General features: G+C 49.4%; 11 protein-coding genes. 4 read left to right on the top strand and 7 right to left on the bottom strand.

All coding sequences use genetic code 11. The annotated features are described in order from the left end of the window. Positions 1-32: 32 nt before the first annotated feature. From CRO57_RS16280 to hutI, 5 genes are all read right to left on the bottom strand, one after another. Positions 33-1,124 (bottom strand): TRAP transporter substrate-binding protein, encoded by a 1,092-nt coding sequence (locus CRO57_RS16280; protein ID WP_097154823.1) that lies wholly within the window; start codon positions 1,122-1,124, stop codon positions 33-35. A 323-nt stretch (positions 1,125-1,447) separates the two neighbouring features. Next, positions 1,448-3,127, bottom strand: a complete 1,680-nt coding sequence (gene hutU, locus CRO57_RS16275) for a urocanate hydratase (RefSeq protein ID WP_097154552.1) — start codon at positions 3,125-3,127, stop codon at positions 1,448-1,450. Positions 3,128-3,147: 20 nt separating this feature from the next. Then, positions 3,148-3,969, bottom strand: coding sequence for an N-formylglutamate deformylase (hutG, locus tag CRO57_RS16270; RefSeq protein WP_097154822.1), 822 nt, complete (start codon positions 3,967-3,969; stop codon positions 3,148-3,150). Between the two features lie 11 nt (positions 3,970-3,980). Further along, a complete protein-coding gene (hutH, locus tag CRO57_RS16265) occupies positions 3,981-5,537 on the bottom strand; it encodes a histidine ammonia-lyase (RefSeq protein WP_097154551.1) in 1,557 nt (518 codons plus the stop codon). Continuing rightward, entirely contained in the window at positions 5,534-6,745 is a 1,212-nt protein-coding gene (hutI, locus tag CRO57_RS16260) for an imidazolonepropionase (RefSeq protein ID WP_097154550.1), read from the bottom strand. The genes hutH and hutI overlap by 4 nt, the downstream gene beginning before the upstream one ends. A 144-nt stretch (positions 6,746-6,889) precedes the next feature. Between hutI and CRO57_RS16255 the strand changes: the two genes are divergently transcribed. Next, positions 6,890-8,248, top strand: coding sequence for a formimidoylglutamate deiminase (locus CRO57_RS16255; protein ID WP_097154549.1), 1,359 nt, complete (start codon positions 6,890-6,892; stop codon positions 8,246-8,248). On the opposite strand, the gene CRO57_RS16250 is transcribed toward CRO57_RS16255, so the two are convergent. Next, complete coding sequence (locus CRO57_RS16250) at positions 8,245-8,838, bottom strand: HutD/Ves family protein (RefSeq protein ID WP_097154548.1); 594 nt, start codon at positions 8,836-8,838, stop codon at positions 8,245-8,247. The two genes, CRO57_RS16255 and CRO57_RS16250, sit on opposite strands and share 4 nt — an antisense overlap. A gap of 126 nt (positions 8,839-8,964) precedes the next feature. Between CRO57_RS16250 and CRO57_RS16245 the strand changes: the two genes are divergently transcribed. Then, positions 8,965-9,666, top strand: a complete 702-nt coding sequence (locus tag CRO57_RS16245) for a histidine utilization transcriptional repressor HutC (RefSeq protein WP_097154547.1) — start codon at positions 8,965-8,967, stop codon at positions 9,664-9,666. Between the two features lie 22 nt (positions 9,667-9,688). Here CRO57_RS16245 and CRO57_RS16240 read toward each other — a convergent pair whose 3' ends face one another. After that, positions 9,689-10,909, bottom strand: a complete 1,221-nt coding sequence (locus CRO57_RS16240; RefSeq protein WP_097154546.1) for an O-antigen ligase family protein — start codon at positions 10,907-10,909, stop codon at positions 9,689-9,691. Positions 10,910-11,391: 482 nt separating this feature from the next. Between CRO57_RS16240 and CRO57_RS16235 the strand changes: the two genes are divergently transcribed. Continuing rightward, entirely contained in the window at positions 11,392-13,338 is a 1,947-nt protein-coding gene (locus CRO57_RS16235; RefSeq protein WP_210200906.1) for a polysaccharide biosynthesis protein, read from the top strand. A gap of 11 nt (positions 13,339-13,349) precedes the next feature. Beyond that, positions 13,350-14,501 carry a sugar transferase gene (locus tag CRO57_RS25190; protein ID WP_244580127.1) on the top strand — a complete coding sequence of 384 codons (1,152 nt, stop codon included), beginning with the start codon at positions 13,350-13,352 and terminating at the stop codon, positions 14,499-14,501. Positions 14,502-14,584 lie beyond the last annotated feature (83 nt).

Raw genomic sequence — 14,584 nt, 5'->3', positions numbered from 1 at the left:
GAAGAGATCACAATCTCTTGTTGACCCGGTTCTTAAAGACCAAGAACCTTGGCACGTGCGTTCATCTGACCATTGTCAGCCTTGGACTTGTATGCGCCAACGCTATCACGGTAAGCAACAAAGCTCTCGGTGATGCGCTTGACCAACTCATCTTCGTCTTCGCGCAACTCCGCAATCACTTCACCTGCAGCTTTGCCCATGGCCATGATCACATCTTCTGGCATCTCGCGCAGCTGAACACCTTGCTCGGCAACCAGTTTTTGCAGTGCCAGAGCATGCTTGGTGGTATACTCGGTCCAGACCGGGTTATAAAGGCTCTCACATGCCATGGAGACGGCATTTTTCAGATCATCCGGCAGGTCATTATAGACCTTGGCATTCACACCACATTCTTCAGCAGAAGATGGCTCGCCAACACCTGGCCAATAATAGTTTTTCGCAACCTGATAAAAGCCAAGAGCACTGTCAGTCCATGGACCAATGAATTCACCCGCATCCAGCGCACCAGACTGCAAAGCCTGGAACATATCGCGGCCACCCATGGCCTGAACTGCCATACCCATTTTTGAGCACATCTCAGATGCAAGGCCTGTTGTACGGAATTTCAAACCTTTGAGATCATCAGCGCTTTTGATTTCTTCACGGAACCAACCACCCATTTGTGGACCAGAGTTACCACAAAGGAAAGGTTTCAGGTCAAAGCGCGCATACATTTCGTCATAGAGTGCCTGACCGCCACCATGGGCCATCCAACCAAATTGCTCATCCGCCAAAAGTCCAAATGGCTGGGAACCGAACAGCAAAATACCTTTGGATTTGGAACCCCAATAAGCAGGCACTGCGTGATAAAGCTCAGCGGTGCCTTCACCGACGGCGTCGAATACACCACGGCCTGGAACCAGCTCACCTGCGGCATGAAGCTTCACCTCAATGCGGCCACCTGAGAGAATGCCAATACGGTCTGCCAGCATCTGCGCAGCAACACCGGGGCCAGGAAGGTTCTTTGGCCAGGCAGTGACCATATTCCATTTGATTTTGCCGCTGGCCAAGGCAGGTGTCGCCAAAGCTGCGCCTGTGGCTGCACTACCTGCAAGACCGGCTTTTAGAAATGAACGTCTATCCATGGAAACCTCCCCAACTGGATTGAAGATATGAAACATGTTTTCAGGTACTGACCTGAAAATCTGGAAAAGATGGCGAGCGAAGAAGAGAGCAGCACGCCAAGCCGTAGGAGCCCCGAGCCGCAACAGAACAGATTGGCAGCAGGGATATATTGATTGTTATTATTTTATTATGTCTGTCCATAATTTTCTGTCAAGGCGATGAAGCGGCATAAGATGCTGTTCTTCCCCGCCCTTGTGAGGCGCGCCCCTCAATGAACATATTTCAACCATCGAGAGGCGCTGAATTGCATAGAATTAAGGCAATAACCTATTGGTACTGTTCCTTAATTCCCCAAGATCGTTGGCAAGCGAAGTCCCTTCTCGCGAGCACAGTCAATCGCTTCCTGATAGCCAGCATCAGCGTGACGCCACACGCCAGAGGCAGGATCATTCCATAGCACTCGCTCAAGGCGAGCAGCGGCATCGTCGGTGCCATCTGCACAAATGACCACACCTGCATGTTGCGAGAACCCCATGCCAACGCCACCACCGTGATGAAGCGACACCCAAGTTGCCCCAGAAGCGGTATTGACCAAGGCATTCAGCAATGGCCAGTCGGAGACCGCGTCTGATCCATCCTTCATGGATTCCGTTTCCCGGTTTGGCGAAGCAACCGAGCCTGAATCCAGATGGTCACGACCAATCACGATTGGTGCCTTCAGTTCACCATTCTTGACCATCTCGTTGAAGGCCAGGCCAAGGCGATGACGATCACCAAGGCCAACCCAGCAAATACGGGCAGGCAGGCCTTGGAAGGAAATACGCTCTCGCGCCATGTCCAGCCAATTATGCAGATGCTTGTTATCTGGCAGGATTTCCTTGACCTTCTGATCGGTCTTGTAAATATCTTCCGGATCACCGGACAAAGCTGCCCAGCGGAATGGCCCGACACCCTTGCAGAAGAGTGGACGGATATAGGCTGGGACGAAACCTGGGAAAGCAAATGCATCTTCCAGCCCTTCTTCCAACGCCATCTGACGAATGTTGTTGCCATAATCAAGCGTTGGAACACCAGCATTCCAGAAATCAACCATTGCCTGAACATGCACTTTCATCGAGGCACGGGCAGCTTTTTCAACGTCCTTCGGCGCACTTTCACGTTTGGCGATCCACTCACCCATGGTCCATCCCTGCGGCAGATAGCCATTGATTGGATCATGAGCTGAGGTCTGGTCGGTGACGATATCCGGACGGACACCACGCTTGACAAGTTCCGGGAAGATATCCGCTGCATTGCCCAGAAGACCCACGGACTTGGCTTCGCCTGCCTTGGTCCAGCGATCAATCATTTCCAGTGCTTCATCAAGGTTGTCAGCTTTTTCATCGACATATTTTGTGCGAAGACGAAAATCGATGGAAGCTTCATTGCATTCAACGGCCAAACAGCAAGCTCCAGCCATCACGGCGGCCAAAGGCTGTGCTCCACCCATGCCACCGAGACCACCAGTCAGAATCCATTTGCCTTTCAGATCGCCATCAAAATGCTGACGACCCGCCTCGGCAAAGGTTTCATAGGTTCCCTGCACAATGCCTTGAGAACCGATATAGATCCAGGAACCAGCGGTCATCTGGCCATACATCATCAAGCCCTTCTTATCGAGCTCATTGAAGTGATCCCAATTGGCCCAATGGGGAACGATATTGGAGTTGGCAATCAGAACCCGCGGTGCATCCTTGTGGGTTTTGACAACAGCCACAGGACGACCAGACTGAACCACCATGGTCTCATCAGCTTCCAGTTCCTTCAGCGTTGCCGCCATGCAGTCAAAATCTTTCCATGTGCGGGCCGCACGGCCAATGCCGCCATAAACCACCAATTCATGGGGATTTTCAGCCACATCAGGATGCAGATTGTTCATCAACATGCGCAGAGGCGCTTCGGTGAGCCAACTTTTGGCATTTAGCTCTGTGCCGGTCGGCGGATAAATATCACGGCTGTTTTTACGATCGAGATTATCAGACATTTTTAAAACTCCTTGCGCCGTCAAGCGTCTGGCTGCAATGCGTCCGAGCGAGCGAGATCATTGATCTGGTTGAGAATTTGAGAAAGCGGTTGCCGAACCTTGTTGGCAACATCCGGCAGGTACGACCATGGGGCCTGTTCCAGCATGTAAGCGCGCTGTGCCAGCTCCATCTGAATGGCGTGAACACCTTGATCGGGCTGGCCATAGTGACGTGTCGTCCATCCCCCTTTGAAGCGACCATTCAGCACAGCGTCAAAACCGCTGGCTTTAGCGTCATCAGAGAAGCAGACTTTCTTGACGATGGCCTCAATCCGCGCATCACAAGTTGCACCCAGATTTGTGCCAATGGAAAAGATCGGTAACTCGCCTTCAAACAGAAATGGAATATTTGAACGAATAGAATGGCAATCATAGAGTATGGCATAGCCATGTTTGGCTTTGACGCGGCTGATCTGCTCCTCAAGCGCCTTATGATAAGGCACATGATACAGAGCGCGACGCTCCAATATTTCATCTTCACTTGGCGCCTGACCATCAAGCCAGATATTAACACCATCAAAACTGGTAGTCGGACACAGAGTGGTCGTATTTTGACCCGGATAGAGCGAAACACCTGCCGGATCACGATTGCAATCAATCACATAGCGGTGGATGTTGGATTTCACGACCGTTGTGCCATCCAGCAAGCCGTCATAAAGCTTAGTGATATGCCAATCCGTATCTTCCAATACATTGCCGACATCATTCATGCGGGCAAGCAAGTCATCTGGCACATACGTGCCACCATGAGGCTGGCCAAGGATGATGGGGCTATGCCCTTCAATCACATCAAAGACTGTCATGTCTGTCATCCCTACAGAATTGGCATTTGAATTTCGCTAGAACCGGAAACTGCGTCGTTGGCAATCAGTCTGGCCGCAACCTCCAACTCAGGTGCCAGATAGCGATCATCTTCCAAACTCGGCACTGAGAGACGCAGATGCGCAATCACCTTTTTAAGGGCAGGACTGGTTGCCAAAGGAGCCCGGAATTCAACGCCTTGCGCAGAACAAAGCAGCTCAACACCCAGAATGTGATTGAGATTGTCCACCATCTTGCCTAGACGGAAGGCTCCATGGGCAGCCATGGAAACATGATCTTCCTGATTGGCACTGGTTGGGGTGCTATCGGTCACACATGGATTGGCAAGATGCTTGTTCTCACTCATCAAGGCGGCCGTTGTGACTTCGGCAATCATATAACCTGAATTCAACCCCGGTTTTGGCGTCAAGAAAGGTGGAAGATCGAAAGACAAAGCCGGATCCACCATCAGTGCAATCCGCCGCTGGGCAATGGCACCGATTTCAGAAACCGCCAACGCAATCATGTCAGCAGCAAAGCCAACCGGCTCTGCATGGAAATTGCCACCAGAAACAATGCGATCAGCCTCGGTCAATACCAGAGGATTGTCTGTCGCGGCATTGGCCTCAATCTCCAACGTAGCAGCTGCCTGGCGAAGCACATCCATCGCAGCACCGGTTACTTGAGGCTGACAGCGGATACAGTAGGGATCCTGCACGCGCGTATCACCTTCACGATGACTTTCGCGAATATCAGATCCAGCCAAGATCTCACGCATCACATTGGCGGCTTCAATCTGCCCCTTGTGGCCACGAAGCGAGTGAATTTCGGGCTGCAAGGGCGCGGTTGAGCCCATGATGGCGTCGGTCGAAAGGGCCGATGTCACAAGAGCTGCGCTGGCGGACCGCCAAGCCTTGAACAGACCAGCCAGCGCAAAGGCAGTCGAGAATTGCGTGCCATTGATGAAAGCCAGACCTTCCTTGGGGCCAAGAGCGATAGGTTCCAATCCAGCTTTGGCCAGCGCATCACGGCTCGAGAGCACTTCGCCACCGATCTCGGCCTGCCCTTCTCCAATGACAGTCGCCGTCATATGAGCCAACGGCGCCAAATCGCCGGACGCGCCAACAGAGCCTTGCGACGGGATCACCGGTGTCACGCCCTTGGCCAGCATGGCTTCGATCTGTTCAATCAACTCCCATCGCACACCGGAAGCTCCACGCCCCAGGGATAGAAGCTTTAGCACCATCACAAGTCGCGCCATACGGCGGCTGATCGGCTCACCAACACCGCAACAATGAGAAATAATCAGATTACGCTGCAAAGTGGCAGTGTCTTCTGGTGGAATTTTCAGGCTGGCCAGTTTGCCAAAGCCAGTATTGACGCCATAGACAGCATCATTACCCATCGCCGCATCATGGAGCTTGCCAGCCGCACGCTCAACTGCAGGCTTACAATCACGTGACAACGTGACAGAGCATTCAGACCAATAGATATCGGCCAATTGCTCCAGCGTTACTGCGCCGGGCGTGAGCTCAAGGCTTTTGGCAAAAGGAGAGTTAGACTGGCTCATGAGCGCCCTCCAAAGATACGGCTATGTAGCGGATTGAAACCAATGCGATAGGAAAGCTCGGCAGGGTGTTTCACATCCCAGATAGCGAGATCCGCCCGCATATCTGCGCTCAAGATACCACGATCATTCAGCCCCAATGCCTTGGCCGCATTGCGGCTGGTGCCAGCCAAAGCTTCTTCTGGCGTCATACGAAAGAGCGTGCAGCCCATATTCATGGTCAGAAGCAGGCTGTTGATCGGAGAGGAACCAGGATTGATATCCGTTGCCAGCGCCATCGGAACTTCATGCTCGCGCAATAGCGCAATCGGCGGAACCTGTGTCTCGCGCAGGCAATAGAAAGCGCCAGGCAACAACACAGCGACGGCACCGGCACCGGCCATGGCTTTTACACCATCTTCATCGAGATATTCGATATGATCAGAGGAGAGAGCACCATAGTCAGCAGCCAATTTTGTGCCACCGAGATTGGACAATTGCTCGGCATGGAGTTTGACGGGAAGACCTAAAGACTTGGCCTCGATAAAGACCCGCTCCATCTGCGCAACATCAAAAGCAATGCCCTCACAAAAGCCATCTACCGCATCAACCAGCCCCTCAGCATGCGCCTGACGCAGAGCGGGGATGCAGACCTTATCTATATAGGCGTCAGCTCGATCTTTATATTCTGCAGGAACGGCATGAGCGCCAAGGAATGAGGTCCGGACTTCGACAGGACGTTCATCAGCTATCCGGCGAGCAACACGCAACATACGCAGCTCGGTTTCCATATCCAGCCCATAACCGGATTTGATCTCCAGCAGAGTGACACCTTCACCAATCAGGGTATCAACGCGGGGCAGAGCATCGGCTAGCAACTGCTCTTCGCTTGCCTCTCGCGTTGCCCTCACAGTGGAAATAATGCCACCACCTGCTCTGGCAATCTCTTCATAGCTTGCACCATTCAGGCGCATTTCGAACTCGCGCGCACGATCCCCACCATGCACAATGTGAGTATGGCAATCGATCAATGCAGGTGTGACCAAGCGGCCTTGCAGATCCTCGGCATAAAGATCTGCATACACATCCGGCAAATCAGCTTCTGCCCCTACCCAGGCAATCCTATTGCCTTCAATCACCAAAGCGCCCTTGTCAATCAGACCGTAGGCATCTTCGCCCTGCTGCATGGTAGCTATCGCCCCATTGCGCAAAATGCGTGCTGTCTCTCCCATAAGCCTCACATTTCCTATTAAACTTAACAGATACGATTTTTCACCGCTTTTGCTCTTGTACTTCAGTTGTATGATAATATAATTTTCATGTCTATACAAAATTGCGACATATATTATCTATGTCTAGACAAAAGGATTTCGGCAATGGTGGCAATTTTCGCCAATCAGGCTTATCTGGCAAGTGGCTGGGCGCAGAATGTAAGGCTTGAACTGACTGATGGATCAATCACGTCCATCACGCCAAATAGCCCAAAAGTAGCTGGGGATAGCTCGGTCGATATTTTGCTGCCATCGCTCGCCAACCTGCACAGTCATGCCTTTCAGCGCGCCATGGCAGGTATGACGGAACATGCCGCCAAGGGACGCGACTCTTTTTGGACCTGGCGACAGCTGATGTATCGCTTTTTGGGCAAGCTATCGCCCGACCATGTGGAAGCAATCGCATCCCTTGTCTATATGGAAATGCTTGAAGCTGGTTATGCCAGCGTCGGCGAATTCCATTATGTCCACCACCAACCAGACGGCAGCCCTTACGACAATCTGGCACAGATGTCTTTGAGCGTTATGGCCGCAGCCGAGCAAAGCGGCATTGGCCTCACTCATCTACCAGTGCTCTATAGCTATGGTGGCGCAGGAAAGCAGGATCTTGCCGGTGGACAAATGCGCTTTGGCAATGATGTGGAGCGCTTCATACGTCTGGTCGAGGAAGCAAAAGCTGGCCTCGCATCGCTGGATCAGGATGCCCGCATCGGCATAGCCCCCCATAGCCTGCGTGCCTCCTGCCCGGAAGATTTGAGACAAGTGCTGGCAAATCATGCAAGCGGACCGGTCCACATCCATATTTCTGAACAACCAAAGGAAGTGGAAGATGTGAAGGCTTGGCTTGGTCACCGCCCGATTGAATGGCTCCTTGCCAATATTGACGTTGATGAACGCTGGTGCTTGATCCATGCCACTCATATGACAGATCAGGAAACCATTGACCTTGCCCGCTCCGGTGCTGTGGCAGGCCTTTGCCCAATCACGGAAGCCAATCTGGGCGATGGTCCTTTCAACGGACCGCTTTATTGGCTAGAAAAAGGCGCCTTTGGTGTCGGATCAGATTCCAACGTCCGCATCTCTTTGACCGAAGAATTGCGCACGCTGGAATATTCCCAGCGCCTGCGGGATTTCTCGCGCAATGTTCTGATTGATGGTGAAGGTTCAGTTGGCGAAGACCTCTATAGAAAAGCCGCCATTGGCGGTGCACAAGCTCTGGGTCGCAAAGCAGGCATCATTGACGTTGGAATGCTTGCTGATCTGGTCGCCATTGATAGTCAGGATATGGCTCTCTGCGCCCTCACCCCTGATCAATTGCTTGATGGTCTGACTTTTGCTGCAGGTGACAATGTAATCAGGGACGTCTGGTCCGCCGGTCGCCATATGGTCAGATGCGGCCAGCATATTGCTCGCGAAGCAATCATGAGCAACTATCGCAAAGCCGTAACAGATCTGTTGGCTTAAGATCCAGTCACTTCAAGGCGCAGGAGTATGGCTTCTGCGCCTTGGCTGATCTCGGGAGTTTTAGCCAGATGAGTGAAGAGCCCTACCTCTCGCGCAGCAAGCGGGCCAATGGAGCCCTTCAGACAATAAAGAATATGTCTGACCGGTTGACCTGTCCGAATAACTGCTTCCTCTGGCACATCTGCAAGCATGGAAAACCAATCTGATCCCTCTTTCGATCCGCTTGCTTTGATGCAAAGTCTCGCGCGATCATAGATCAGATTGAAATTCTCAACCAGCTTCGCACCCTTCTCCATTTGCCCATCAATGACTACATCCCCTGCAAAACAGGTGGGATAAAGCCTGCCGGTTATCAATGGTTCTCTCGGGCTACCTTCCTGAAAATAAAGCTTCATTCCCGTATCCCCAACACTATAGAGTACGCGATCCAGACCGGGAAAAATGGAGAAAGGCCCAGAGCGAGTAACCTCGGCAAGACTGAGCCGCCACAGCATGGCTCCATCCAACTCATATTTGGCGATTTCATGGGTAATTCCGCCACCATTCTTCCAAGGCGTGGTTGTGAATTGTTCTGGCCGGATGCAGTCCATGGGATGATGATCTCAACTTAATCAGGAATATGTCTGTTCAATTGGCGCAAAGAAACCATATAATGGAGCAAACGAACAGCACCATCAGAGGTCAATCCTCAAGGATGCAACAAAATTTGAGGACCCATGCTGTCAGGCGAGAAAATCAGCTACCGCGATGTGAAGAACGAAATCCTCAACAGGATTCATAACCGGATCTGGGCACCAGGCTCCCTGATGCCTGGTGAGATTGAGCTGGCCGAAGAGTTTGGCTGTGCCCGCGCCACGGTCAACCGCGCCATGCGCGAGCTGGCCGAAGAAGGCATCATTGATCGCAAACGCAAGGCTGGAACACGGGTCAATATCGCTCCAGTTCGTCATGCAAAGTTTGAAATCCCACTGGTTCGTTCCGAAATCGAGGCGCTTGGCGCAACCTATCGCTATGCTTTCATCAGCCGATCTGTCGAGGTTGCTCCTGACTGGCTCCGCGCACAGATTGGATTGGGTGATGAGGACAAGGTGCTGCATATCGAATGCATGCATTACGCCAACAATGCCCCCTTCCAGTTCGAAGACCGCTGGATCAATGTGGCCGCCGCCCCACAAATTCTGGACGTTGATTTCTCGACCATCAGCCCCAATGAGTGGCTTGTCTCAGAACTTCCATTCTCAGACGCAGAGATCAGCTTTTCTGCCAGCGCCGTTGACGAGCGCCTTGCAAGGTTTCTCTCGATGTATAAAGGCGAGCCGCACTTCCTCTCCGAACGCGTAACCTGGCTGAAGGGTATGCCAATCACCTTCGCCCAAATGTCTTACGGTCGCGGCTATCGCATGACGACGCGGTATTGATTGCTCAAAATGTATGCATCAATCACGACTTTCCAACATTAACTCTATTAGAGTCAGATGCGACAAGCGACAATGCCCAAGCAATCGCGAGCCAAGTGAAAAAGTTCTTATGCTGCCCAAATGCATGAGAATAGGTAGAGATTGGCCACAAAACTGTTATTAGAAGGCAAAGGGCACTCGTGGTGGATAGTGAAAGAGCGCGCCAATTTTTTCCCCTCAAAAGCTCCGAGAAAAGAGCAAAAATCATCAAAAGAAATATAGTCAGGCCAATAAGCCCTGTTTCAGACGCTGTTTGGATATACAGTTGATGAGGATGAGGATAGCATGCCGTTGTACTCATGCTAGCAATTTCGGATATGAAGTTACAGTAACTTTCGTGGTTTTTTGGGCCTATTCCTATAATAGGATTACGCTGAAATATCTCCAAACCACGAGACCAAGGAACATAATAGTCACTACCTTCTAACCATGGCAAACGATGGGTAAGAGAATATTGAAAACGCTGAGCAACTTGGGGAACCAATTGAAAGATAGTGAATATACCCACAATCCCCAAAGTGCCAACAGAAAGAAGTAGCTTAAAACTAGATTGACTGAAAATTAGAAAGAGCGACACACCAAGTGTGAGCGCCAACGTAATGTAAATCTCACCAGTCAGGATAGCAGTTGCATAAATTAAGGCGACCATGGGAACTGCCCACAGCACGGTACGTGGTTTTTTACGCACCTCACTCAAAGCCCAGATCGAAACTGGCAAACCAAACCCCAACACTAGCCAACCTGATTTCGTGCTTTGCCCCCAAGTTCCATAGAGTCTTTCCGCATCAGGGTTATTTATCCTTTCCTGAACCAAAACAATCAAAAGAACAGCAAGACTGACGATCAATCCTGCTAAAAAAAAGTTTCGAGCTTTGGGGTGCCGCGATAATAAAATAGGAAGTGCAATAGCAAAAAGTGGAAAACGGATCCATGCTGCGGAATCTTCTAGAGAACTTCCTGGCCACTGAGATATAAGAGATGTAACAATCAACCATATCCAAAAAACAAAAGAAACTTGAAACCAAGTTTTTCTAAGCCAAAACCATTCTTTTTCTACATAACAATAAAGCAAAAAAATAACGATAGTCATGCTAAGCCAAATGTCAGAAGCAGCATTACCCAGCAACGTAAAGACACTAACCGAAAAAATCCACATATATATAAAATATTTTATGTATATAGGCTTACTAGCAGACAAGGTCATCTTAATAATATTTTCTGAGATAGTAGACTGATAGAAGCCAAATTCGAGACGACGATCAGTTTATGATTATTCATTGAATGTACCTACACAACAAGAGGAGCTAGTGTCAAATCTAGTTTTGGATTCACCATTCGATCATTTTGACCAAAATCGAAATCATTTTTCGAGATCCTTGTTAGCATGCAGTCATAATTCACCAACCGGAAGTGATTTATCGAAAGCAAGCAGAACTTCATCCTCTAAATCTCGAAAGCCTATAAACTCAATTAACTCTACAGCAGGTCTCAAAAATGGAACCTTGATGCTCTGCAAGCTTGTAAAAATCACTGCCAGATACAAAGCGTCCATTTAAAGAGTATATTTCAAAATCATATTGTATTAAGAGAAATGAATTCGGCCCCCATTTTGATAAATTACAAGCAGGATATAGAACCAATTGGCGTAAGCCTACAATGGCGAAGGTATGGTGTTCTAAAGGATCAATGTCTATCAAACATCGAGAATTACATGCCATTCTGACTGGCATTCCAAGGACATGGAAACGCGTCATCATGATGGTGATTGATGCTATTTTTATTCCAGTGTGTTTATGGTGTGCCTATGTTCTACGTCTGGCGGAATGGTGGCCTTGGGAACGTATGGTTACACATTGGTGGGTGTTTCCCTTTGCGTCTCTTGCCGGTGTTGCAATATTCACCCATTTTCATATTTACCGCTCTGTGCTGCGCTATATCGGGTCGCATACGCTGGTTCTCATTCTCAAGTCCATCGCGCTTTTGAGCTTGTGCATTATGGTTCTCGGCTTCTTTGTTGTGGACCCAATCATGCCCCGCTCCGTGCCCATCCTGTTCGCTTTTGTTTGCACGGCTTTTGTCGCCAGCACTCGCTATTTTTACCGATATTATTATCGCTGGGTTTTGACACACTTGCTCAACAAACAAAGTGTCGCAATCTATGGAGCGGGTGGAGCAGGTGTTCAGCTCGCAATTGCACTGGCTGACAGCGAAGAATACAAGGCTGTAGCTTACATTGATGATAGCGAAAATCTGCAAGGTTCCATTGTCCACGGACTGCGGGTTTTCAGTAGTGATGACCTGACAGGGCTCGTTGAAAGCCTCGATATCAAACATGTTTTGTTGGCGCTTCCCTCTGCTTCTCCTGAAGATAGAAACCGCATTGTCGAGAAGCTTGCTGACGCCAATATCGAGGCATTAACCGTTCCGGCTATGTCGGAAATTGTTACCGGCCGCGCCCGGATTGACTCTTTGCGCAAAGTGGAAATAAAGGACTTGTTGGGGCGCAAAGCAGTTGTGCCCGACCAAACACTTATAACTGCGAGCCTATTGAACAAATCCGTCATGGTGACCGGAGCTGGTGGCTCCATCGGGTCTGAGATTTGTCGGCAGATCATTCATAACAATCCCCGAAAGCTTGTTCTCTTCGAGGCCAGCGAATTCAATCTCTATAGCATCGAACGTGAACTTAATGATCACTTGAGAAATAAGAATCTGGAATGTGAAATCATACCCATTTTGGGCAATGTCTGTGATCAGGCACACGTTCAGAAAATCATTTCGACTTTCAATATCCAAACCATCTACCATGCTGCCGCTTACAAACATGTGCCTTTGGTTGAGCAGAATATTCTGATCGGTATCCGGAATAATGTTTTTGGTACCAAAACTGTTTGTGAATGCGCAATCAAACTGGGTGTTGAGCGTTTCATTCTGATCTCGACGGACAAAGCTGTGCGCACCACAAACATCATGGGGGCTACCAAGCGTTTTGCAGAATTGATCGTTCAAGATATTGCCAAACGATCAGACAATACCATCTTAACCATGGTGCGTTTTGGGAATGTTTTGGGATCTTCAGGCTCCGTTGTGCCTTTATTCTTGGAACAGATCAACAATGGTGGCCCTGTAACCATCACCCATCCGGATGTCACTCGCTATTTTATGACCATTCCAGAAGCAGCCTTGTTGGTCATTCAAGCTGGCAGTCTTGCTACAGGCGGCGACGTTTTTGTTTTGGAAATGGGCGATAAGGTAAAGATCTCGGATCTTGCTCACAGAATGATCGAATTATCAGGCAGGACTGTCAAAAACACGGAAAATCCTCATGGGGAAATTGAAATTGCTTTCACAGGATTACGGCCCGGTGAGAAGATGACGGAAGAATTGGTGATAGGGGACAACATTTCAGATACAGTGCACCCCCATATTCTAACCGCCCGTGAACACGTACCATCAAGTAAAAAACTACAGTCTCAACTTGCAGCACTTGATCAGGCAATAACTTCGTTTGATATAAAAAAGGCCATAGAGTTACTGTCTGACCCAATGATCGGCTATACGCGCAAATCCGACATCGTTGATTGCCTGAATAATCAAGAACACGAAGCGTTGGACACTGCGCAAGAATACTAGGTAAGACTGCAATGAGAATTATTGTAACAGAAGCTACCGAACCAGTAGGCTCTTATTTGGTTCAGCATCTTGTACTGCGAGGGCATCAGCTTCTGCTTGTGGGTACAAATCCTGCACAGCTTAAAGCCTTGTTTCCTACTCAGCCAATTGCTGATTTTTGTTCGATTTCTGCGCAAAATTTGCAAAGCTTTGATGCCTGTATCCATTTGGCAACGCATAAACCGAATGGCCAGCAATCCACTTTCAACGATCATAAACACGCATTATTGTCTGATTTTTACAGTCAGCTTTACCAAGCAGGTATCAATAGGCAGATTTGTATATCTTCGGTTTCCACCACGGCGACTGCATTGTCCGACGGCATTGAGAGCGAACATCGACTCGAATCGATCTTGCAGACATTTGATCAAAAGCTTCCCGACTGGCACTTGACTTTCCTTCACATTGGGCAGACCCGAACAACAGGTAATGGCGGGAAATACTCGTTGCCAGCCATGATGCAGGCGGCATTCAAGCCTGCTGTCTCTCGTGAGCTTGTTATGGAGACCATCGATCAGGTATTGGTCACCCCGGTTTCAGAAAATGAGACCTTCATCACATTAACCGATCGGCAAATTGATAACCATTTCTATATTCTGACCCGATGGTTGGTCGATCATGCTTTTGTGCTTAGCATTCTATGCCTTGGCTGGCTGTTCCCCATTTTGTATATTCTGGTCAAACTGGATAGTCCCGGTCCTGTCATTTTCTCTCAACAGAGAGTCGGGAAAGACGGCAAACTTTTCATGTGCCATAAATTCCGGTCCATGCAAGTAGGAACCCAAGACGTACCTACCCATGAATTACCGCCACTTACAGTAACAAAAATGGGAAATTTTTTCAGAAAAACCAAACTGGACGAGTTGCCCCAAATCTGGAACATTCTGCGCGGTGAAATGACGCTAATTGGTCCACGCCCCTGCCTGCCGACGCAGGAAGAACTGCTATCGTGCCGCAAAGCACTTGGAGTGCTTGATGTTCTGCCAGGTCTCACCGGCTATGCCCAAGCCAACAAGATCGACATGAGCAATCCGAAATTGCTGGCAAGAGCAGATAATGATTATATCAACCGCCGCTCATTATTCTTGGATCTGAAAATTGCTCTCAAAACTGTATTTGGCTAACCCAGGTCTCGGAATGATCGATAAAAGCATCGCTATTCCAATAGCTTGCAATCTGAATGCGATACACAATTGTTGAAGCATTG

Source organism: Cohaesibacter gelatinilyticus (assembly GCF_900215605.1).
In the GTDB taxonomy this organism is placed as follows: Bacteria; Pseudomonadota; Alphaproteobacteria; order Rhizobiales; family Cohaesibacteraceae; genus Cohaesibacter; species Cohaesibacter gelatinilyticus.
The sequence above is the reverse complement of the archived record's forward strand: the minus strand, read 5'-3'. Positions and strand labels throughout refer to the sequence as shown.